The organism is Streptomyces sp. NPDC044106, assembly GCF_056433985.1.
Genome location: NZ_JBWKFZ010000004.1, coordinates 206687 through 228717, shown reverse-complemented (window position 1 = coordinate 228717; position 22031 = coordinate 206687). Strand labels below are relative to the sequence as shown.

At 70.2% G+C, this 22031-nt stretch carries 21 protein-coding genes; 9 read left to right on the top strand and 12 right to left on the bottom strand.

The window, feature by feature from the left end; translation table 11 throughout:
* Positions 1-173 precede the first annotated feature (173 nt).
* Positions 174-650: a hypothetical protein gene (locus AC07DI_RS08705; RefSeq protein WP_384246837.1), complete on the top strand. Its 477-nt coding sequence runs from the start codon at positions 174-176 to the stop codon at positions 648-650.
* 55 nt (positions 651-705) lie between these two features.
* Here AC07DI_RS08705 and AC07DI_RS08700 read toward each other — a convergent pair whose 3' ends face one another.
* The 3 genes from AC07DI_RS08700 to AC07DI_RS08690 all read right to left on the bottom strand — a co-directional run bounded on the left by AC07DI_RS08700 (position 706) and on the right by AC07DI_RS08690 (position 2156).
* Positions 706-1140, bottom strand: a complete 435-nt coding sequence (locus AC07DI_RS08700; protein ID WP_384246835.1) for a DUF2267 domain-containing protein — start codon at positions 1138-1140, stop codon at positions 706-708.
* Positions 1141-1219: 79 nt separating this feature from the next.
* A complete protein-coding gene (locus AC07DI_RS08695) occupies positions 1220-1615 on the bottom strand; it encodes a DUF2267 domain-containing protein (protein ID WP_384247961.1) in 396 nt (131 codons plus the stop codon).
* A 103-nt stretch (positions 1616-1718) separates the two neighbouring features.
* A complete protein-coding gene (locus AC07DI_RS08690; protein ID WP_384246832.1) occupies positions 1719-2156 on the bottom strand; it encodes an Hsp20/alpha crystallin family protein in 438 nt (145 codons plus the stop codon).
* A gap of 127 nt (positions 2157-2283) precedes the next feature.
* Here AC07DI_RS08690 and AC07DI_RS08685 point away from each other — a divergent pair, with 127 nt between their 5' ends.
* Positions 2284-2970 (top strand): type III effector protein, encoded by a 687-nt coding sequence (locus AC07DI_RS08685; protein ID WP_384246830.1) that lies wholly within the window; start codon positions 2284-2286, stop codon positions 2968-2970.
* A gap of 58 nt (positions 2971-3028) precedes the next feature.
* Here AC07DI_RS08685 and AC07DI_RS08680 read toward each other — a convergent pair whose 3' ends face one another.
* The 9 genes from AC07DI_RS08680 to AC07DI_RS08640 form a co-directional block, all read right to left on the bottom strand.
* Positions 3029-3313: a hypothetical protein gene (locus tag AC07DI_RS08680; protein WP_478903138.1), complete on the bottom strand. Its 285-nt coding sequence runs from the start codon at positions 3311-3313 to the stop codon at positions 3029-3031.
* 99 nt (positions 3314-3412) lie between these two features.
* The gene (locus tag AC07DI_RS08675; protein WP_478903137.1) at positions 3413-5089 is read right to left on the bottom strand and encodes an ABC transporter family substrate-binding protein; all 1677 of its coding nucleotides are present in this window, start codon (positions 5087-5089) and stop codon (positions 3413-3415) included.
* A gap of 86 nt (positions 5090-5175) precedes the next feature.
* On the bottom strand, positions 5176-7380 hold the full coding sequence (locus tag AC07DI_RS08670; protein ID WP_478903135.1) for a dipeptide ABC transporter ATP-binding protein: 2205 nt from the start codon (positions 7378-7380) through the stop codon (positions 5176-5178).
* Complete coding sequence (locus AC07DI_RS08665; protein ID WP_478903133.1) at positions 7377-8276, bottom strand: ABC transporter permease; 900 nt, start codon at positions 8274-8276, stop codon at positions 7377-7379. Before AC07DI_RS08665 ends, AC07DI_RS08670 begins: the two co-directional genes overlap by 4 nt.
* 1 nt (position 8277) lies before the next feature.
* Positions 8278-9246 carry an ABC transporter permease gene (locus AC07DI_RS08660; protein WP_478903451.1) on the bottom strand — a complete coding sequence of 323 codons (969 nt, stop codon included), beginning with the start codon at positions 9244-9246 and terminating at the stop codon, positions 8278-8280.
* A gap of 248 nt (positions 9247-9494) precedes the next feature.
* The gene (locus AC07DI_RS08655; RefSeq protein WP_478903132.1) at positions 9495-10706 is read right to left on the bottom strand and encodes a PucR-like N-terminal domain-containing protein; all 1212 of its coding nucleotides are present in this window, start codon (positions 10704-10706) and stop codon (positions 9495-9497) included.
* 212 nt (positions 10707-10918) lie between these two features.
* Entirely contained in the window at positions 10919-11869 is a 951-nt protein-coding gene (locus AC07DI_RS08650) for a hypothetical protein (RefSeq protein ID WP_478903130.1), read from the bottom strand.
* A gap of 59 nt (positions 11870-11928) precedes the next feature.
* The gene (locus AC07DI_RS08645; protein ID WP_478903128.1) at positions 11929-13527 is read right to left on the bottom strand and encodes a DUF6801 domain-containing protein; all 1599 of its coding nucleotides are present in this window, start codon (positions 13525-13527) and stop codon (positions 11929-11931) included.
* A 103-nt stretch (positions 13528-13630) separates the two neighbouring features.
* A complete protein-coding gene (locus AC07DI_RS08640; RefSeq protein ID WP_384263399.1) occupies positions 13631-14263 on the bottom strand; it encodes a hypothetical protein in 633 nt (210 codons plus the stop codon).
* A 515-nt stretch (positions 14264-14778) separates the two neighbouring features.
* On the opposite strand from AC07DI_RS08640, the gene AC07DI_RS08635 reads away from it, so the two are divergent.
* The 7 genes from AC07DI_RS08635 to AC07DI_RS08605 are packed head-to-tail and all read left to right on the top strand — an operon-like array spanning position 14779 to position 21902.
* Entirely contained in the window at positions 14779-15849 is a 1071-nt protein-coding gene (locus AC07DI_RS08635; protein ID WP_478903127.1) for an ABC transporter ATP-binding protein, read from the top strand.
* Positions 15846-16610 carry an MlaE family ABC transporter permease gene (locus AC07DI_RS08630; protein ID WP_384263361.1) on the top strand — a complete coding sequence of 255 codons (765 nt, stop codon included), beginning with the start codon at positions 15846-15848 and terminating at the stop codon, positions 16608-16610. The genes AC07DI_RS08635 and AC07DI_RS08630 overlap by 4 nt, the downstream gene beginning before the upstream one ends.
* Before the next feature lie 5 nt (positions 16611-16615).
* The gene (locus AC07DI_RS08625) at positions 16616-17422 is read left to right on the top strand and encodes an MlaE family ABC transporter permease (protein WP_384263363.1); all 807 of its coding nucleotides are present in this window, start codon (positions 16616-16618) and stop codon (positions 17420-17422) included.
* A gap of 1 nt (position 17423) precedes the next feature.
* Positions 17424-18677 carry an MCE family protein gene (locus AC07DI_RS08620; protein ID WP_478903124.1) on the top strand — a complete coding sequence of 418 codons (1254 nt, stop codon included), beginning with the start codon at positions 17424-17426 and terminating at the stop codon, positions 18675-18677.
* Positions 18674-19732 (top strand): MCE family protein, encoded by a 1059-nt coding sequence (locus AC07DI_RS08615; RefSeq protein WP_384263368.1) that lies wholly within the window; start codon positions 18674-18676, stop codon positions 19730-19732. Before AC07DI_RS08620 ends, AC07DI_RS08615 begins: the two co-directional genes overlap by 4 nt.
* Positions 19729-20838, top strand: coding sequence for an MCE family protein (locus AC07DI_RS08610; protein ID WP_478903123.1), 1110 nt, complete (start codon positions 19729-19731; stop codon positions 20836-20838). The genes AC07DI_RS08615 and AC07DI_RS08610 overlap by 4 nt, the downstream gene beginning before the upstream one ends.
* Positions 20835-21902 carry an MCE family protein gene (locus tag AC07DI_RS08605; protein WP_478903122.1) on the top strand — a complete coding sequence of 356 codons (1068 nt, stop codon included), beginning with the start codon at positions 20835-20837 and terminating at the stop codon, positions 21900-21902. The genes AC07DI_RS08610 and AC07DI_RS08605 overlap by 4 nt, the downstream gene beginning before the upstream one ends.
* Positions 21903-22031: the final 129 nt, after the last annotated feature.

Sequence of the window (22031 nt, the reverse complement as noted above, 5' to 3'; positions counted from 1 at the left end):
ACGAGATCACTGTCATGTCACGAACGTGTCCTGAAGACGATCAAGACGGAACTGGGTTGATCACCCTGTCTGTCTGAAGGGGCAGAAAGCGACACGGGCGAGCGGCTGATCGGCTCGCTCGCCCGTCCATCCGCTCCCCACGAGCGGCGGCCCCCACTCAGAGGACACGACACATGCGCACTCGGAAGATCTCGGCACTGACCATGACCGCGGTGGCCCTCGGCCTGGCGCTGACGGCCTGCGGCAACGACGGCGGCGACAGCACGTCCTCCTCCGCGAGCAGTTCATCGGCGGCCACGGCCACGCCGAAGGCCGACACCTCGAAGTCCGACACGGCGAAGCCCGGCGCCCCGAAGCCCGAGGCGCCGAAGGGCAAGCAGTCGGGCACGCCCGTCGCGTCCGACGCGAAGTGCACGGACCAGCGCGACTACGCGGGCGACCCCCGTTCCAACGCCGAGATCAACTCCATCGGCGAGGACACGGGCACCTGCCCCGAGCCCCAGAAGTCCGGCAAGGCGGCGGGTACGCCGAAGGAGCCCGGCAAGAAGTGCACGGACCAGGTCGACTACGCGGGCGACCCGCGTCCCAACGCCGAGATCAACTCCATCGGTGAGGACACGGGCACGTGCCCGCCGGTCAAGCAGAAGTAGCTCGCTCCTTCGCGGGCGGCAGCGGCTCGCGCGCGTCGGCGCCGCCCACTTTCGGTCAGGCGGCCTGGATGAGTTCGGCGCGGCCGAACAGCAGGGCGTAGCCGGTCGGGAGCTGGTTGAGGATGCGGGTGAGCAGGTCGGGTCCCGCGAGGGTGGCGACGGTGGCAAGGACGGCGCCGGTGTCCCAGCGGGTGGTGGCCGGGCTGGCGCCGGCGCGCTCGGCGAGCTCCTTGACGAAGGCCCAGCCGGTGAGGGTCTCGACGGCGGGGATCTGCGCGGTGAGGGTGGCGGCGGCCTCGAAGGGCAGGCGCGCCGCCAGTTCTACGCGTTCTTCGCCCGTCAGCTGGCGTCCGAGTCCCGAAAGGACCAGGTGGACGGCTTCCGCGGCCCGTTCGCGGGTGGGATAGGCCCCTTCGTAGCGGACCTTCTCCAACATCTGCTCGAACGTCATCGCCGGGAGCTGCCGCACCGGTTCGCGCTGGTCGGGCATCACTGTGGTGGTCGCCTTTCTCGTCGTCGAGGTCGTTGTGCGGGTGCCCGGCGGGCCCGGGCGCCGGGTTGACGGCTGGTCAGGTGGGCTGGGGGCGGCCGAAGAGCAGGTCGTAACCGGCGGGCAGCTGGAGCAGGATCTGCCGCATGAGATCGTCACCGGCCGCGTCGGCGGCGGTGCTGAGGACGGCGCTGACGTCCCACGTCGCGGTCGCTTCGGTCGACCCCTCGATCCAGGCCGCCGTGGCCCGCACGAACCGCTCGGGGGAGAGCGGTTCGGCGCTCTGCAGCGGATTGAGGAGGATCAGGGCGAACGCTTCCGGCAGGCGTGCGGCCAGTTCGGCACGTACGCGGCCGACCAAGTGGGCGCCGAGCAGCGCGAGCACGACGCGGGACACGCGTTCCGCCTCACGCACGCTCTCGTACTCGCCGCGTTCCTTCACCTGATCGAGGAACGCTTCCTGTCGCAGGGGCACGTCAGTCACCGCCTCTCTTGGCCCGAGGGGTGCGCAGGACGGGCGGAGGGGGAGACCGGGAGGATGCCCGCCCTGCGCAGTCGGCCGGTCCGGGGCGCCGGACTCAGCCGGAGATCTCCTTGCGGGAGGAGTCCCCGCCGATGGAGATCTTGCGGGGCTTGGCGCGCTCGGCGATCGGGATGCGCAGGGTCAGCACCCCGGCCTCGTAGTCGGCCTTGATGCGCTCGGTGTCCAGGGTGTCGGCCAGCACGAGCTGACGGGAGGAGACACCCAGCGGCCGTTCCGACAGCTCCATCTGCACGTCGTCGGCCTTCGCCACGGGGCGGCGCTCGGCCTTGACGGTCAGCATGTTCCGTTCGACGTCGATGTCGATCGCGTCCGCGCTGACACCGGGGATGTCGAAGGCCACCACGTACTCGTCGCCCTCACGGTAGGCGTCCATCGCCATCGTGGTCGGCCGCGTCCAGGTGCCGGTGCCGGCACCCGTGAGCTGCTGGGCGAGGCGGTCGAGCTCGCGGAAGGGGTCAGTGCGCATCAACATCGCGAAACACCTCCTGAAGGTCTGGGTCGTACCCGCCAATGCGCTTCACTGACACCGTTGTAACATGTCATCCAATAGATGACAAACACTGGCGTCGTCCAAAGGATGACGGCAGGAAGGAGCTCTCGTGACAGCATCAGGCCAGCCACCCTCCACCGGCGCCGATACCGGTGCCGACGCCCGGAGCCCGGCCTCGTTCCTGGCTGCCGCGGCGGCCCTGGAAACCATTGGGCACGCCGTGCACGACGCCCACAACGAAGCCGCCGACCCCGACGATCCCGCCGTCACGGATGTCGGACCGGAGCAGGCCCTGGCCTCCCTCCTGCTGCTGCGGCAGGTCCGCGAGCAGCTCGCCGGATGGGAGACGGGCCTGATCGAGACCGCCCGCGAAGCGGGTGCCAGCTGGGCCGACCTCGCCCATCCACTCGGTGTCGCCAGCCGCCAGGCCGCCGAACGCCGCTACCTGCGCAACCGTCCGGGCCCCGCCGGAACCACCGCGGAACAGCGAGTCCAGGCCACCCGGGAGAGCCGCGCCGCCGACCGCACCCACACCGCCTGGGCCCGCGACAACGCCGCGGCCCTGCGCCGCATCGCCGGACAGATCGCCGCCCTCACCGACCTCCCCACGGCCGCCCGTACCCCCCTCGGCCGGCTCGACGCGGCCCTCGCCCACGACGACCCCGCGGCCCTGGTCCCCCCGCTGACCGCCACCCGCCCCTACCTGACAGCCGCCCACCCCCGCCTCGCCACTCAGCTCGACTCGCTCATCGGGCAAGGTGCAGCCCAGGGCTCCGACCGGCCCGACCACACCTGACGGCGGGCACTGCGCCGCGCGGACCGGCCACGGAGGCGGAATGCCCGGGCGCGGGCCATCACACCGGCGACACATCGCCCGTCCCCTCGGCTCCCCTGAGCCGTCGTGGTTCGAGGTCTTCGTTCAGCCGCTCACCCAGCAGCAGGAGCGCCGAGGTGTCGGCAACCTCCGACAACCGCTCGAGCGCCGTCCGGACGGATTCGTCATCGCCCTGGCGTACGGCGGCAACCAAACGCCGGATGATGTCCTGCGTCACCAGCGGCACTGACTTCTCGTGAATGGCCATGCCGCCGAATACCCCCGAGGCGGCCGGAAAGGCCTCTTCGCGGGAAGGAAAAATCAAGGCACCGACCTGATCGCGAGACGATCACTCCGCTGGGTGCGGCGCCGGACAGGGCGGCTGACCGCCCGCATCAACCGCCCCGGCCGGCGAGCCGGTGGGCTACTTCTCCCAGCCCACCGTCTCCGGCAGCGGGTTGTGGAAGATGGTCGCGCCCACGTTCGCGAGCCCCTTCTTCACGCTGTACGTCGAGGGTCCGCTGAACATCGGGAGCAGGGCGTAGTTCTGGAGGGCCTTCCGCTCGACGTTGTTGGCCGCCGCTGCCTGCTCGCCCAGATCGGCGATGTCCCCCGTGGCACGGATCTCCTTGTCCAGCGCCGGGGACCCGGCCCCCGTGAGGTTGGACTCACGGTCCGAGCAGTAGAAGTCGCACAGATTGCGGGCCCCGTAGGGGGTCATGGAGCGGTTGCCCGAGAGGAACAGGTCGAACTTCCGCTCGCTGAGGATGTTGGCGAAGTCCGCCTCGTCGGCCTTCTTGATGGCGAGGCGTACGCCGACCGGCTTCAGCATCGCGGCGAGTGCGCCGGCGGTGGCCTTGCCCAACGCGTCGTCGCCCAGCAGCGTGTACCCGATCTCGAGCTTCTTGCCGCCCTTCTCCCGGACTCCGTCGCCCCCGGGTTTCCAGCCCGCCGCGTCCAGTTCCTTCTTCGCCCGGTCGGGCGCGTACTTCAGGACGGCCGAGACGTTGTCCTCGTACCCCTTCTGGAAGCTGTAGAGCACCGCTGAGCCGGGCAGCGGCTCCTTGTAGTCCAGGCCCTGGAACTGGATCTTCGCGATCTGGCTGCGGTCGACGCTCTCCTGGACCGCCTTGCGCACCGCCTTGTCCCCGAGGACCGACGACTTGGTGTTGAAGTGGAGCGAGTAGGCGAACGGGCTGCCGCCGCTTCGGATCTCGGTGCCCTTGAGCCCCTTCACCTGCTTCAGGCTCTCGGCGTCGACCGCGGAGACATAGTCGAGCTGGCCGTTCTTGAAGGCGTTGACCGCCGCGGTCGACTCCAGGTTCACGTAGACGCGCTTGTCGAGCTTGCCCTTCCTGCCCCACCACTTCGGGTTGCGGACGAAGGTGATGTCGCCCGAGTGGGTGTCCCACTTGCCGACCGTGTACGGGCCCGCGCCCCACTCGGGGTGCGCCTTCTTCACGTACGCCTTGTTGAAGTTGCCGACCTCCGCAGCCTTCGGATGCAGGAACGTGGTGAACAGGCCCGGCCAGGAGGCGTTGACGCCCTTGAAGGTGATGACGGCCTGCTTGTCGTCCTTGCCCCGCGCGACGTCGGTGATCTGGGAGTAGCCGTCCGTGGACGAGGCCGCGAAGTCCTTGTCGCTGCCGTTGTTGGCCTTCCAGGTCGCCTTGATGGCCGTCCAGTCGATCGGCGTCCCGTCGTTGAAGGCGGCCTTCTTGTTGAGCGTCAGGACGACCTTCTGGTCGCCGCCCTTGACGGACACCTTCACGTCGCTGAAGTAGTCCCGGTTGTACCGCACCTCACCGGTCGGCGAGAAGGTGATCGCGTTCGCGTTGTACCAGCCCCACACTCGGGTGGCCGTCAGGGTGGAGTTGACGTGGAACGGGTTGCCCTGATCGTCGAACGTGCCCGCCGTCGTGTAGGTCCCGCCGTCCTTGAGCTTGTCGTACGCCGTCGGGTTGTAGTCGGCGGCTCCGGAAGCGGAGGTGGGCGTGCCCTCGTTGCCCGCGCCGCTGCCACCGGATGAGGACTGGCAGGCGGTGGCGGTGACGGAGATGGCCGCTATGAGGGCGACGGGCAGGGCCAGTCTTGCGCGCATGGGGAAGAGTCCTTGAGTTGAAGGTGTGGCTTGTCGAACGGGGAGTCGGAAGTCGGCACCCGGGGCGCCGGACAGCGGCGCTCAGGTCACGCGGCGTGGCAGGCGTATGCGTGACCCGGCTGCCCCGGCACAGAGCGGGACGCGGGGCGCTCCGTGCGGCAGCGCTCCCGGACGTCGTCGTCCGCGAGGCGGTACAAGGGGCAACGGTCGACGAACACGCAGCCGCGCGGCAGGTTCGTGGCGTCCGGCTGCTCGCCCCGCAACACGGTGCGCTCACGGGTGCGTTCGCGCTCCGGGTCGGGTACGGGGATCGCCGAGAGCAGCGCCTTGGTGTACGGGTGCTTCGGGTCGGAGAAGAGCGTCTCCGTGTCGCCGGTCTCGACGATGTGCCCCAGGTACATCACCGCGACGCGGTCGCAGAGGTAGCGGACCACGGCGAGATCGTGGGCCACCATGAGGTAGGCGAGGCCCAGTTCGCGCTTGAGCCGGGCCAGCAGGTTGATCACACCGGCCTGCACCGATACGTCAAGGGCGGAGAGCGGCTCGTCGAGGGCGAGCAGTTTCGGGTCCGTGGCCAGGGCGCGGGCGATGCCGACGCGCTGGCGCTGGCCTCCGGAGAGCGCGACGGGGAAGCGGTCGCCCACCGAGGCGTCGAGACCGACGAGCGACAGCAGTTCATGGACGCGGGAGCGGATCGCGTCGCGGTCCCGGCCGACGGCCCGCAGGGGCTCGGCGAGCAGTTGGTGGACGGGAAGGCGCGGGTCCAGGGCGCCCAGCGGGTCCTGCATGACGATCTGCACGTCGTGCCGCGGAGTGCGCCCGCGCCCGCCGCCGGAACCGGCTCGGGCGTCGCGGGTGCTGCCGGCGCCGCCCGCGGTACTGGTACCAGTACCAGCACTCGTACCAGTACCAGCACTCGTACCAGAATCCGTACGCCTACTCGTGCCCGCCGGCGCCCCAACCTCCCGCCCGGAGATCTCGATCCGGCCGCCCTCCGGCCGCCTGAGCCGCAGGATCTCCATCAGCGTCGTCGTCTTGCCGCTGCCCGACTCGCCCACCAGGCCCAGCGTCTCACCGCCGCGCAGCTCGAAGCTGACCCCGTTGACCGCGTGCAGGGTGCCGACCCGGCGCTTGACGAACGCGCCCTTGGTGACGGGAAACGTCTTCACGAGGTCTTCGACACGCAGCACCACATCACCGCCCCCGGTGCGACCCGTGCCCGCCTCCGGGGTGACGGGCGCGACGCCCTCGGTGGGGTCCAGGGTGCCTGCGGCTATCTCGGCCGCGCGAAGGCAGGCCACGTCCCCGTGCCCCGTCACACGGCGCAGCTCCGGCTCTTCGGAGCCGCACGCGTCGAGTGCGACGGCGCACCGGCTCGCGAAGGGGCAGCCGGCCGGCAGAGCCGTCAGGGCGGGCGGCTCCCCGCCGATCGGGACGAGGGGGCGGCGCACCCCGCCGTCCACGGTCGGCACCGCGGCGAGGAGCCGCGCGGTGTACGGCATCGTCGGCCGCCGGAACAGCTCATCCACGCCTGCCTTCTCCACGAAGCGGCCCGCGTACATCACGGCGACGTCGTCCGCGTGACCGGCCACGACACCGAGGTCGTGGGTGATCAGGACGAGCCCGGCGCCGGTCTCCCGCTGCGCGAGGCGCAGTACGTCGAGGATCTGCGCCTGCACCGTGACGTCGAGCGCCGTGGTGGGTTCGTCGGCCACAAGGACGCGCGGCCGGTTGGCGATCGCCATGGCGATGACCACGCGCTGGCGCATGCCGCCCGAGAACTCGTGGGGGAAGGCCGAGGCGCGGCTGCGCGGGTCGGGGATGCCGACGAGGTCGAGCAGTTCGACGGCCTGCTCCCAGGCGGCCTTCTTGGACAGGTCCTGGTGGACCCGCAGCGCGTCACAGAGCAGCCGGCCCACGGAGAAGATGGGCGTGAGCGCGGACAGCGGGTCCTGGAAGACCATGCCGATGGATTTCCCCCGTACCCGCGACAGCGCCCGGTCGTCGAGACCGATCAGGTCCTGGCCGCCGAGCAGGACCTGGCCGCGCAGCTCGGCGGTGGGCGGCAGCAGGCCCATGACGCCCATCGCGGTGGCCGACTTGCCCGATCCCGACTCGCCGACGATGCCCAGGGTCCGGCCCGGCAGCAGGTCGAAGCTGACGCCGCGCACCGCCTCGACGGGCCCGGCCTCGGAGGGGAAGGAGACCCGCAGGTCGCGTACGGAGAGCACGGGCGCGACATCGCCGGGGGGAGCCGGGTGGTCGTGCAGGGGGCTGGTCAGTGTCGTCATCGTCGGCCTCCCGCCGCGCCGGTCACAGAGGTGGGGTCGAGGGCGTCGCGCAGCCCGTCGCCGATGAAGGTCATCGACACGGTGAGCAGGACGACGAGGCCGGCGGGGAAGGCGAAGAGCCACGGGGCGCTGGTGACGGTGGCCGCTCCATCAGCGAGCATCGTGCCCAGCGAGACGTCCGGGGTCTGGACGCCGAATCCGAGGAACGACAGCGCGGTCTCGCTCAGCACGGTCGCGACGACGCCGAGCGTCAGGTTGACGATGAGCAGGGAACCGAGGTTGGGGATGATGTGGCGCAGGACGATGCGCAGCGGGTGTACGCCCATGAACTCCGCCGCCGTCACGTAGTCCCGTTCGCGCAGCGAGGTCGAGACGGACCAGACGACGCGGGCGGTGGACATCCAGCCGAACACGGTCAGCACGAGGATGAGGGCGCGCCAGTCACCGGCCAGGCGGTGGGAGACCAGGGCGAGGATGAGGAACGAGGGGACGATCAGGAGGAAGTGGATGACGGCGAGCGTCAGCCTCTCCACCCGGCCGCCGAAGTACGCGGCGCTGGAACCGATGACCGCGGCGACGACGATCGTCAGGACGGACACGCTCACGGCGATCACCAGCGAGCGCCGCAGCCCGTGCACGGCGCTGGCGTAGACGTCGTTGCCGCCCTGGTTGGTGCCGAACCAGTGCACGGCGCTCGGCGGCTGGGTGAGGGCTGCGAAGTCGGCGTCGGTGTGGGTGTAGGACGTGAACAGGCCGCCGAAGACGCTGAACAGCACGAGCAGCGCGAAGATCACGACGCCGGCGACGGCGAGGCGGTTGCGCAGGAAGCGCCGCAGGTAGAGACGGCCGCGGCCGAGCTCTGCGCGCGGTTGGAGGGTGTCGATCGCTGTCGCCATGTCAGTTCACCCGCACCCGGGGGTCGAGGAAGACGGTGGCGATGTCCGCGAGGATCGCGCCGATCGCGGTGAGCACCGCGGCGAACGCGGCCGTCGCGACCGTGCCGTGCACGTCGTTCTTGCTGATGGTCTGGATGAAGTAGCGGCCCATGCCGTTCCAGCCGAAGACCGTCTCGGTGATGACGGCCCCGGTGAAGATGGCGGGCACGCTGAACGCCACGGAGGCCGCCGTCGGGATCAGCGCGGCGCGCAGCGCGTGCCTGCGGACGGCCTGGGCGCGGGTGAGGCCGGTGGCCTGGGCGGTGCGCACGAAGTCGGCGTTGATCGTGTCGAGCAGCAGGGAACGCTGTGTCAGGTGGTAGCCCACGTAGCCCATCAGCGTCAGGGTGAGCGTCGGCAGGATCAGATGCAGGAGGCGGTCACCGATCGTCGGGAGCAGGCCCTCGACGTCGGGCGAGTTCTCCCCGGCGACGTAGAGGAAGTCGAACCCGGCGTGCTGGCTGAGCCAGATGGCGACGAAGACCACGGCGAGCGCCGCGACGGGCGTCGGGACGTTGAACACCGCGATGGAGATGGCCTGCGAGACGCGGTCGGCCGCGCCGTACTGGCGTGCGGCGGTGTAGACGGCGAGCGCCACACCGATCACGACGGACAGGACGGTCGCGGTGACGACCAACTCGGCGCTGACCAGCGCACGGTAGCCCACCTCGCCGTTGACGGAGACGCCGGTGGGTGACCTGCCCCAGTCGAAGTGGACGGTCACCGAGGTGAGCCAGTGCCACCACCGCTGCACCATCGGTTCCCCGGGGTCGAGGTTGTACGGGGCGAGGGCCCGGGAGATCTGCTCCTCGCTGCGGACGGGGCGCTGCTCCTTGTAGTTCGATCGCGGGTCGAGGAACCAACTGGCCAGGAAGTACGTGGCATTGGTCGCGACCGCGATCATCAGGAGCCAGCCGCCCGCCTTGCGCATCACATGGCGCACGGTGCGGACCGCCTCTCCACCACACACGCGGGACGCGCCGGAAAGGCGCCGGGAAGACAGGTCGAGTACATGTGTGGTGGAGCTTTCTGCGGGTGTACGAGTACGGAACGGTGCCGTGAGGGGCGAATGTCAGTTTGGTCCGCACTGGGGGGCCGCACCAGCTTCTGGCCGGTTCCGCCACGAGTCCGCAATGCTGCCGTAGAGATCGCAATGTCGCCGCAGCAGAAGGTGGCCCGTCATTGCTCCTTTGTGTCGCGGGAGAGCAGGTGCAGGGCGCGCAGCGCGGCCTCCAGGGCGAAGCGGTGGTCGGGGTCGGCGAGGCGGTCGCCAAGCAGGACGTCCAGGTTCCGCAGGCGGTAGCGGACGGTCTGGGCGTGCACGCCGAGCATGTCGCCGACCTGCTCCGCGGGCGCCCGCGTGGAGACGTGCACGCGCAGGGTCTCCACGAGCCGGTCGCGGCGGCTGGCCGGCAGGTGGTCGATCGGGGCCAGTTCCCCGGCCGCGAGACGGGTCACGAGCGCCGGGTCCGAGAGCAGCCACAACGTCACCAGGTGGTCCTCGCAGCTGACCAGGGGGGCGTCGGCCACCACGCGTTCGTCGATCAGCTGGAGCAGCCGGCGCGCCCAGCGGATGGAGTCGGCGGCCTGGGCGGGCGGCACGGTCGGCCCCACCACGGCGTGCGCGCCCGCCAGCGCCGCTTGGAGCATCGATCGGCGCTCGGGGGTGAGGGCTCCGGGTATCAGCAGATGCGGCTGCGGGATGTCCAGGTCCAGGAGGACGTCGTCGGCGAGGGCCGCCTCCAGGTGCTCGGGGACCGGGGTGCGCAGGGCGACCATGGTGACGTCGGTGGGCAGTCGCCAGGCCGCGGTCTCGCAGAGCGCGGGAAGCGCCTGGGGCAGCGGGGGAGCGGCGAGGATGAGGTGGAGCAGCCGTCTTCGCCGTGCCGGTACCTCGGAGAAGGCCCGCGACTGCACCTCGACGTAGCCCTCGCGGGAGATCTGCTCCAGTTCGTCGACGTACGCGAACAGGGCGTCGGCGAAGGCGAGGATCAGGGCGGGCGAGAGCCGGTACTGCTGGCCCACCGCCTTGGCGCGGCGCAGCGCGATGCGGGCGCCGAGCCGGTACGCCCCCCGCAGGGTCTCAAGGGCGCGTCCCTCGTACGCTTCCACGCGGCCGAACTTGCGCAGCAGTTCGTCGCGCAGCTCGGCGTTCTTGCCGGGTTCGGCGACGCGGTCCACGAAGGCCGCCAGGGCCTGCTCGACACCCTGCCGGATGGGTTCGGCGTTGGGCCCGTTGAGCAGCCGCCCGTACTCGGGGTAGGCCCGGGTGACCTCGGCGCCGATCTCCTTCAGGAGGCCGGGTAATTCCGGTCTCATGAACGCGGCGAACTCCTTGGGAAGGGGTTCGAGCGGTTCACCGACTTCAGGCGGTCGCGTGGATGAAGGCATACGTGCCGTCCCTTGCTCTTCGGGCCCACGGTGCACCGGTCGTGCGCCCCGGCCCGTCACGGGGGAGGCGCACGACCGGTCTTGAGGTGACGCGTGTCTGGGCTGTTGAAGCTAAATCAAGTTCCATGGGACGTACACAGTCCGTACACATTTCGGTTCGGTGGGGCGTGGCACGGCTGCTGGGACGGCTGGAAATCGCCGCCGCGCGGCCATTACTCGACGGCGGAGTGCCAGTTCTGCGCGAGGCGCTTGCCCGCGTCGGGGGCGAAGGTGCCGGGGGCGTTGAGGCCGGCGAGGTGCGTCTGGGCGTTGTTGAGCGTCAGGCTGTTGTTTCCCGCGGCGGAGGGCAGCCCCGTCTTGGCGTTGACCGCCGCGTCGATCAGGCCGAGCAGGCCGAGACCGCAGCCACTGGCGCCCGGCACGGCGAAGGTGCTGTCGTTCTGCGCGGCCCCCGTGAGGTTGACGCGGCTCATCTCGCCCTCGTCGTCGGCCGTGCCGTCACCACGGAAGAACGACATGCCGAATTCGGGGAACTGCAGGTTCCTTGGACGCAGCACGACGGGTTTGGCGGCGGTGCCGATGTAGCACTTGGCGCCGAGGAACGGGTTCTCCAGGTGGATGCGGACCGGTATGGCGACGATCGGCTTGTCGGTGACGATGCCGCCGGTCTGGTCGAAGTCGTAGGGTGCGCCGACGGACTCCACCGTCGCCGTGATCTTGTTGAGCGTGCTGTTGCTGAGCTGCTTGCAGATGTCGGTGATCGCGGGGATGTTGCTCGGGCACATCAGCCCGAGGAGGCCGCCGGGGACGGTCGCGGAGTCGGCGACGAGGGCGCCGCCGGACGGGGCCACCACGGAGCTGGTCCCGTCCGAGTTCTGGACGACCCCCATTTGGAGGTTGGTCTTCCCTGTGGGCACGGTCGTCCTGCCCAGTTTGATGGAGCCGTTCGGTGAGGTGGAGACCACGCACTGCGGGGTCTTGACCAGGCCGTCGGCGGCCAGCATCGCCGGGGCGTCCACGGGGCAGCGGGTGAAGGGTGCCCACTCGCCGTTCGGCGCCGCGACGGCCGCGGTGGCGGTGCCCATGGAGGCGAAGGCGCCGAGCGCGGTGCCGAGGGCGGTGGCAGTGGTGGCGACTCTGGTGCCGAGGGAGAACCGCATCATGTGGCCTTCCGGGTCGGGGAGTTGAGGGGGAGAGGGGCGGGGCTGGGGGGCTTGGGGGATCAACGTTCGGCTACGGGGATCTTGCGGGGCTGGGCGTCCTCGGTGCACTCGTCGGGGTTGAGCACATCGGCCGAGACGAAGCAGGTCTGCCCCTGGATCTGCTTGACATAGTTGTCCGGGCCGGAGACGGAAGCCGTGAGCAGGCGGTCGAGGTCCTCACCGTCGGCGGTGCCGCAGCCCGTGAAGGCGGGGATGGTGACCTTGCCGGTCAACGGGCCGCCGGACAGCAGGAGGTAGCCGGTGGCGGGCTGGCCGGTGGTCTGCTCGCCGCGGCCGTGCAGGACCAGGTGGTCACCGGGGTGCTTCGCCGGGTCCGGGTCCGGGGAGGCGAGCGACGTCTTGGTGCGGCACTTCGTCCCTACGTCCAGCGGGGTGCCGTTGACCTTGAGCGACGTCACCCGGAGCACGACCGGTGCCCGGACGTAGGTGTCCGTGCTGGTGAACACGAAGTCGGTGGTGCCGTGCGAGTCGATGGTCATCGGACCCGTCTGCTCCAGCACCATCGTGGCCGTCGTGGGGGTGAAGTCGAAGGTCAGGAAGGTCGCGTCGAAGGGCTGTGTCTGCTTGCGCTGCCGGTAGTAGAGGTCGGCGGTGGAATGCTGGGTGATGGTGGCGCCGCTGTAGTCGGGGAAGAACACGAACTGCGGCTCTCCCTGGGTGATGAGCGTGCAGAACGGCGGGATCAGCGCGGCGCCGTCGAGCTTGTTCACGTTGGAGTAGCCGGTGATGTAGGCGTTCAGGGACATCGGTCCCGCCGGGTACTTCTCGTCGTACTTGCAGGTCGGCGCGGTACGTCCGGCGGAGCCACCGCCGGGACCGGGCTCGGTGACCTTCGGGGTGCGCCCGCCCGCCGGGCCCTTCTCCGGTTGCCCCGGCCTGCCGGAGGCGGAAGGCTCGTCGGAGGCGGAAGGCGCGTCGGAGGGGGATTCGGACGGTGATCCGCTCGGGGGTTGCGTGCCGCCTCCCTCGTCCTTGCCGACCAGGACGTCGGCCAGCCGCCCGCCGTCCGGCGCTCCCTCGGCGAGGTCGCAGTCGACGGTGACCGTGGCGGGGTCGGTGGTACCGCCGTCCGCGGTGCTCAGCGCGAGGTCCAGGGCGAAGTCGCCCGCCGTCATGGTCAGTTCGCCCGCGCTCTGCCCGGTCATCGAGGGGACGTCCCCCGTCGCGGTCAGTGTCAGCGGCCCGGCCGAAGGCAGGGCCGTGGGTTCGGCGCTGCCGCGCCAGGTCGCCTCGGCGGTGGCCTCGCCCTGGGTGACGCCCACCGTCAGCCGGGTCGCCGCCCGGGCACCGGCCGCGCCCAGCGCAGCGAGGTCCGCCACCGCGGGCTCCGGCAGCTCGACGGTCGTGGTCACGTCCGCGGGTTCGATCGGATCGCCGACGGCCGCCCGCTCGGGCAGGGCAGCCGAGATCCGTACCGTCGCGGAGTGCTTTCCGGAGGGGAACAGGCATACGTAGGGCAGCGCGGCGTCGACCTTCTGCGTACCGGACGCCCCGGCCGCCGCGGGCACGGTGGCGGCCAGTACGACGAACGCGGCGATCGCCGCGCCACGTCCGCGGCTGCGGACCGCCCGTCGGACGGCGGTACGGGGGCCTGTCATCTGTCACTCCGCTCGGGTTGTCCCGCGTCCCGCGACGTCCGGCCGGGATCACCGGCCGGACGTCGCGGAGCCGTGCTGTGCCGTGCTCATGGGCTGGATCCGGTCACGGGTTGGATCCGACGATCTTCGGGATGGTGTTCGTGCCCGTGACCTTGACCGCGTAGTTGCCCTTGAACGTGGGCTTGGTGGAGGTGGTGACCACGGTGCCGCAGCCGGAGGCCGAGGTGACGGCCAGGTCGCCGCTGACGCTGGTGACCGAGAGGATGCCGGTGGAGTTGGTGTAGGTGCCGGTGGCCTTGCCCTGCACGGTGAACACGCAGGCGCCGGCGGTCACCTTCGCCTTGACGTTGCCGATGTGGCCCTTGGTCACGCCCGTCGATGCGGTGTAGTCCTGGGCGACGACGGTCCAGGGGGTGGTCGCGGTGGTCGTGACGTTGCCCAGGACGCTGGTGCACGGCGAGGTGCTGGTGCCGAAGTTGATGGCGCTGATGGTGCCCACCGTCGCCGGGTTCCCGGTGGCGCTGGCCATCGTGCCGGACGCGCTCGACGTCGTACACGTCATCGGGATGTTGGCGGTCAGGACGATGTTTCCGCTGTTGGCCGCCGAGAAGTTGGCGGGTGACGGAGTGACGGTCCAGACCGTGGAGGGCACGGCGGAGGCGGGGGCGACGGCCATGACGAAGGCGGCGCCGCCCGCGCCCGCCACGACGGATATCTTGGCCAGGGACTTCTTCATGATGCGCATGATGTGGGGACTCCCTTGTGGATTGACCGGCAGCGGCTCGGAAATCCTCGACCGCGATCCTCGACGTTACTTGCGGGAAACTTAGCCGAACAATGGCGTTGACCATGATTTTTTCGATAAGTGGGAATCCTGTTCCCCAGGTGAGCAGTCCGCGGCCCCGCTTAGTCATCCACTGCTAAAAAGGGGATCCACTCCGGAGGGGAGCGGATAGCGCTGCCCTGGGCCAGTCGGACCTTGTTGCTCACCGAGTGACAAAGAGAAGACGAGTACTTGTCACCGCGATGACAACGACACGGGGGATGGGCTCAAACCTTCGGGAAATTCGGATCCGCCTCTTGCCCCCTCAGGTTACTCGGTCGTAGCGTGCCGGTCGCGGAGCTGATCTCCTGGTGGGGCCCTTGGTCGAAGAGCGGCGTGGCCCCGCCCCGTACTCCGCTCACACAGTCCACGACGTGCTCGATGCGTGCTCCGCGGTGCACGCTGCCTTCACCCGCTTTGGAGGTGATATGGGAATAGAAGTGGTGGTCGAGGGGCTGACCAAATCCTTCGGCACGCAGAAGATCTGGCAGGACGTGAGCCTCACTCTGCCTGCCGGTGAGGTGAGCGTCATGCTCGGTCCTTCCGGTACCGGAAAGACCGTGTTTCTCAAGTCGCTCATCGGGCTGCTCAAGCCGGATCGCGGCCATGTCCTCATCGACGGCGTCGACATGGTGAACAGCCATGAACGGGATATCTACGAGACGCGCAAGAAATTCGGGCTCATGTTCCAGGACGGCGCCCTTTTCGGTTCCATGTCCCTCTTCGACAACATCGCCTTTCCGTTGCGCGAGCACACCCGCAAGAAGGAGTCGGAGATCCGCCGCATCGTCATGGAGCGGATCGATGTCGTCGGGCTCCTCGGCGCCGAGGGCAAACTGCCGGGGGAGATCAGCGGCGGCATGCGCAAGCGGGCCGGGCTCGCCCGCGCGCTCGTGCTCGACCCGCAGATCATCCTCTGCGACGAACCCGACTCCGGGCTCGACCCCGTCCGTACCGCCTACCTCTCCCAGCTGCTGATCGACCTGAACGCGCAGATCGACGCCACGATGCTGATCGTCACCCACAACCTCGACATCGCCGCCACGGTCCCCGACAACATGGGCATGCTCTTCCGGCGCGAACTGGTCACCTTCGGCCCGCGCGAAGTGCTCCTCACCAGCGAGGAACCGGTCGTCGCGCAGTTCCTGTCAGGCCGCCGCGAGGGGCCGATCGGGATGTCGGAGGAGAAGGACGCCGCCACCCTCGCCGCCGAGGCCGCCGGGCCGCGGGGCGTGGGCGCCGAAGGACCGCGGGAGATCATCCCCCAACTGGAGCCGTCCCCGGGGCTCCCGCCGCGCCGCGCCGTCACCCGCCGCCGGGAGCGCGTCCTCGGCATGCTCGACCGGCTGCCACCCGCCGCCCGCACCGCCATCGAGCGCACCTACGCCGCCGCCCCCGCCGACGGCGCATCCGGCACTTCCGGTACCTCCGGCACGCTCGGCGCTCCCGGCACCACCACGACCCCGCTCCCGATGTCCGCCACCGGGAGCGGCGCATGATCACCGGCGCCCTGCGGCAGACCGGCCGGCTCTTCGCGCTCGCCGCGGAGGTGGCCCGTGCCGTCTTCCGACGGCCTTTCCAGTTCCGGGAGTTCGTGGAGCAGTTCTGGTTCATCGCCAGTGTCACGCTGCTGCCCGCGGCCCTGGTCTCGATCCCGTTCGGCGCCGTCATCGCCCTCCAGGTCGGCTCGCTCACCCAGCAGCTCGGCGCCCAGTCCTTCACCGGCGGCGCCAGCGTGCTGGCCGTCGTGCAGCAGGCCAGCCCGCTGATCGTCGCCCTGCTGATCGCGGGCGCGGCCGGCTCCGCCATCTGCGCCGACCTCGGCTCCCGCACCATCCGCGAGGAACTGGACGCCATGGAGGTCATGGGCGTCTCACCGGTGCAACGCCTGGTGGTGCCCCGGGTCCTCGCCACCATGGGGGTCGCGGTCCTGCTCAACGGCCTGGTCTCGGTGGTCGGCATCCTCGGGGGCTACGCCTTCAACGTCTACCTCCAGGACGGCACCCCCGGCGCCTACCTCTCCAGCTTCTCCGCCCTGGCCCAGCTCTCCGACCTCTACATCAGCGAACTCAAGGCCCTGGTCTTCGGCTTCATCGCGGGCGTCGTCGCCGCCTACCGAGGTCTGAATCCGCGCGGAGGACCCAAGGGCGTCGGCGACGCCGTCAACCAGTCCGTCGTCATCACCTTCCTGCTGCTCTTCTTCGTCAACATGGTGATGACGAGCGTCTATCTCCAGATCGTTCCGCCGAAGGGAGGCTGAGGACCGTGGCCTCCCCGCTCGTCTGGCTCGATCGCTCCGGCGACCAACTCCTGTTCTACGTACGCTCCCTGCTCTGGATCCCGCGCACCCTGCGCCGCTACCTCAAAGAGGTGCAACGCCTCCTCGCCGAGGTCGCCTTCGGCACCGGCGGCCTCGGTGTCATCGGCGGCACCATCGGCGTGATGATCGCCATGACCCTGTTCACGGGGACCGTCGTGGGACTCCAGGGATACGCGGCCCTCGACCAGATCGGCACCGCGGCCTTCACCGGGTTCGTCTCCGCGTACTTCAACACCCGTGAGATCGCCCCGCTCGTCGCCGGACTCGCCCTCTCCGCGACCGTCGGCGCGGGCTTCACGGCCCAGCTCGGCGCCATGCGCATCAACGAGGAGGTCGACGCCCTCGAAGGCATGGGCATCCGCTCCCTGCCGTACCTGGTCACCACCCGCATCATCGCCGGTGTCGTCGCCATCATCCCCCTCTACGCGATCGGGCTGCTCTCCTCCTTCCTGGCCTCCCGCTACGTCACGGTCCTCTTCAACGGCCAGTCCCGGGGAACGTACGACCACTACTTCAATCTCTTCCTCTCACCCACGGACGTGCTGCTCTCCGTCCTGAAGGTGCTGATCTTCAGCGTGATGGTGATCGTCGCCCACTGCTACTACGGCTACCGCGCCTCCGGCGGCCCGGCCGGAGTCGGCGTCGCCGTCGGCCGGTCGGTGCGCAACGCCATCGTGCTGATCAGCGTCACCGACTTCTTCCTGTCACTGGCGCTGTGGGGCGCCACCACGACCGTGAAGGTGGCGGGCTGACATGGGGGGTGCGCGAGGCGCGACGGCGCGCCGACGGTTCGCCGGAGTGGTCTTCCTGGTGGTCCCCGCCCTCCTCGTGTGGCTCGCGGTCGCCGTCTACGACAAGCAGTTCACCGACTCCGACCCGGTGGTCGTGGAGACCGGGAGCGTGGGCAACGAGATGCACCGGGGCGCCGAGGTGAAGCTGCGCGGCGTCGTCGTCGGCGAGGTCCGCGAGATCGACGCCACCGACGACGGCGCCCGGCTCACCCTCGCCATGCGCCCCGGAACCCTTCCCCGCATACCGGCCGACGTGCGCGCCCAGATGCTGCCGACCACCCTGTTCGGCGAACGCTTCGTCGCCCTCGTGCCGCCCGCGGGGTCCTCCGCGCGGCCGCTGGCCGCCGGCGCCGTGATCCCGCAGGACCGCTCCGCGAACGCCGTCGAACTCCAGCAGGTCCTGGACAACGTGCTGCCCACGCTCACCGCCGTCCAGCCGCAGAAGCTCTCCGCCACCCTCTCCGCCGTCTCCAGGGCCCTGGAGGGGCGCGGCGACCGGCTGGGCGAAACGCTCACCCTCCTCGACTCCCACCTGCGGAAGTTCAACCCCCAACTGCCCACGCTCAACCGCGACCTGAAAGAGCTCGTGAAGGTCAGCCATGTATACGCCGATGCCGCCCCCGACATCCTCACGGCTCTCACCGACTTCACCACGACCACCGGCACCCTGGCCGAGAAGGAGAGCGAGCTGGCCGGCACCCTCGGCGCCACCACCAGGACGGCCGATGACATGACCGCCTTCCTGCGGCAGAACCAGGACAACATCATCCGGCTCGCCGCCTCGTCGAGGCCCACCCTGCGACTGCTCGCCGAGTACTCCCCGGCCTTCCCCTGCACCCTGCGCACCCTGGCCGACTTCGTCCCGGCCATGGACAAGGCCCTGGGCAAGGGCACAGGCCGGCAGGGCCTGCGCGTCGACGTCAGCACCACCCCCTCCCGCGGCGCCTACCGCCCCGGCCGCGACACCCCCTCGTACGGCGCAGGCGGCGGCCCCCGCTGCTACCCCGTGCCCTACCTCGGCGTCACCGCGAAACCTGCCGTGCGGGCCTCCGCCGCGGCCGACCAGGACCTCGGCCCCGCCAACTCCCCGCAGGAGAACGACCTGGTCAACGAACTCCTCGCACCCGCCACCGGCAAGGCCCCCGCCGCCCTGCCCGAGTGGAGCAGCCTCCTTGCGGGCCCGGCACTGCGCGGCACGGAGGTGACCCTGCGATGACAGCCCGGCGCACCGCCCACACCCGGCGCCGCCCGCTGACAGGCCCGGTCCTCAAGTCCCTCGCCTTCGTGGTCGTCACCGCACTGGCCACGGCAGTCCTCGGGCTGAGCGTCTCCGGCACCGGCGTCGGCGACGACAGCCTCTCCTACAAGGCGCTGTTCACCGACGCCACCGGAGTCATCGACGGCGACAGCGTCCGGATCTCCGGCGTCGAGGTCGGCGAGGTCACCGACGTCCGCGTCGTCGACCGGCGCACCGCCCAGGTGACGTTCACCGTCCGCGACGACCGCACCCTGCCCACGTCGACCACCGCCGCCGTGAAGTACCTCAACATGGTCGGACAGCGCTACATCGCCCTGGACCGGGGCAGCGGCGCCCTCACCGGCACCCTCGACGCGGGCGACACGATCCCGCTCGACCGGACCACCCCCGCGCTCGACCTGACCCTGCTCTTCAACGGCTTCAAGCCGCTCTTCGAGGGCCTCTCCCCGAAGGACGTCAACGAACTCGCGGGCTCCATCGTGCAGATCCTCCAGGGCGAGGGCGGCACCGTCGACAGCCTCATCCGGCACATCGGCTCCGTCAGTACGACGGTCGCGGCCAAGGACAAGGTGATCGGCCAGGTGGTGAAGAACCTCAACACGGTCCTGACCACCGTCAACGAACGCGAGGCCGGCTTCGACGACCTGGTGGACACCCTCCAGAAACTCGTCACCGGCTTCAACGCGGACCGCAAGCCCCTGGGCAAGGCCGCCGAGGCCATGGGCGACCTGACCACCGTGACCGCCGACCTCCTCGAAGACGGACGCGCGCCCCTGAAGAAGGACATCCGCGAACTGGGCCGCCTCTCGGGCAACCTCGGCGACGCCACCCCGCAGATCGAGTCATTCCTGGACCGGACCCCCGCCAAGCTGACCGCCCTGGGCCGCCTCTCGTCCTACGGCTCCTGGTTCAACCTCTACCTCTGCGAGGCCCGCGTGGACGGAGTGACCACCTCCACCGGTGCGAAGCCACCGACCGGCATCGCGGTCACCGAAGCGAGGTGTCGCGCATGACCCTGCTGCTGCGGCCCGAGCGCCGCGAGAACCCCGCCCCGGCTCCCGCGCCCCGCCGCTCCCGCCCGCCGCGCCTGAAGCCGGTCAAGGAGCGCAACCCGATCACGGTGGCACTCGTCGGCCTGCTCCTCCTTGCGCTGCTCACCGTCTTCGCCTACAACGCCGACCGGCTGTCCCTCACCGGCGGCGGCACCACCTACAGCGCCGACTTCACGGAGGCGGCGGGCCTTGACGAGGGCGACGAGGTGCGTGTCGCAGGCGTCAAGGTCGGCGAGGTCACCGGCGTGGCCCTGGACGGCGACCGGGTGAAGGTCACCTTCGACGTGGAGAAGGCCTGGATCGGCGACCGGACCACCGCGGCCATCGCCATCAAGACCCTGCTCGGCGACAAGTACCTGGCCCTCGACCCGCTCGGCACCGCGGAGCAGGACGCGGGCAAGCGCATCCCGCGGACCCGGACCACCTCCCCGTACGACGTCACGCAGGCGTTCCAGGACCTCGGCTCCACCGTCGACGCCATCGACACCGAGCAGCTCGCCAAGAGCTTCGAGACGATCTCGAAGACCTTCGAGAACTCTCCGAGGCACGTCCGCAAGGCGGCCACCGGACTCTCCGACCTGTCCCGTTCCGTCTCCAAGCGCGACCGCGAACTCTCCGAACTCCTCAAGGGCAGTGCCAAGTTCACCAAGACGCTGAAGGACAAGAAGTCCAGCTTCGAGACCCTCATCGAGGACGCCGGGCCGCTGCTCGGCGAACTGGAGGACCGGCGCAAAGCCATCACCGCCCTGCTCAAGGGCAGCCGCGACCTCGGCACCGAACTGACCGGCCTGGTGGACGACAACGAGAAGCAGCTCGGCCCCACACTGAAGGCGCTCGGCCGCGTCACCACCGTCCTGGCGAAGAACAGCGGACAGCTGGACCGGACGCTCGCCCTGGTCGGCCCCTACTACCGGCTCGTAGGCAACACCCTCGGCAACGGCCACTGGTTCGACAGCTACCTGTGCGGGGTGGTGCCCCGCGACTACCTGCCCGCCGGGTCGCGGCCCAAGACATCGTGCATGCCGCCGAAGCAGTCGGCGGCGGCCCGGGGGAGAGGTGAGCGATGAGCAGGCGCAGGAAACTCCTCGCGGCCGCGATCGCTCTCGTGGTGGTCGCCGCCGGACTCGTCACGGTCCGCGTCCTGGACTCCACCGGCACCCGCGTCACCGCCTACTTCGACCGCGCCGTCGGCATCTACGCCGGTTCCGACCTGCGCATCCTCGGCGTCCGGGTCGGCGAGGTGAAGTCGGTCCGTCCCCAAGGCACGCGCGTACGGGTCGAGTTGGCGCTTGACGACGGTGTACGCGTACCGAAGTCGGCGCGCGCCCTGGTGATCGCGCCCAGCGTCGTCGCCGACCGCTACGTCCAGCTCACCCCCGCCTACCGCTCCGGACCCGCCCTCGACGACGGCGCCGTACTCCCCGCCTCCCGCAACCGCACCCCCGTGGAGATCGACCAGCTCTACGCCTCGCTCACCGACCTCAGCAAGGCGCTCGGACCGGGCGGCGCGAACTCCGCGGGCGCCCTGTCCGAACTGCTCAAGACCGGCGCCGCCAACCTCGACGGCAACGGCAAGGACATCGGCAGGAGCATCGAGGAGTTCGGCAAGGCCACCAGGACCCTCGACGGTTCCAGCGACGACCTGTTCGCCACCCTCCGCAGCCTGCAGACCTTCACCACCATGCTGAAGGACAAGGACACCGACGTACGCACGGCGCAGGAGCGGCTCGACACCGTCGTCGGCTACTTCGCCGACAACAAGGACAACCTCGCGGGCGCCCTGAAGGAACTCGGCACCGCACTCGGCCGGGTGAAGACCTTCATCAAGGACAACCGGGGCGAGCTCAACAAGAACGTCGAACGGCTCGTCCCGATCACCAAGACCCTGGTCCGCCAGCGCGCCTCACTGGCCGAGGCCCTGGACGTGGCGCCGCTCGCCGCGGACAACCTCGTCGGCGCCTACGACAGCGGCACCGGAAGGATCGACGGCCGCGCCAACCTCAACGAGATCAGCATGGGCGGCCCCCTGCTGCCCCTGCCGGCGACCGGCGGCACCACGCCCACGCCCGCGCCCGCGCCCGCGCCCGCGCCGTCACCCTCGTCCCGGGCCTCGGGGGAGGGCGAGCGATGAAGCGTGTCGTACGACGCCGGAAGACGGCGTCGCAGCCGCTGGACATCGCGGGCGCGGACCAGGTGGAGACCGCCGAGGCGGAGCGCGTCGAGGCGGACCCCGCGGACGTCCCGCGCGGCACGGCACGAC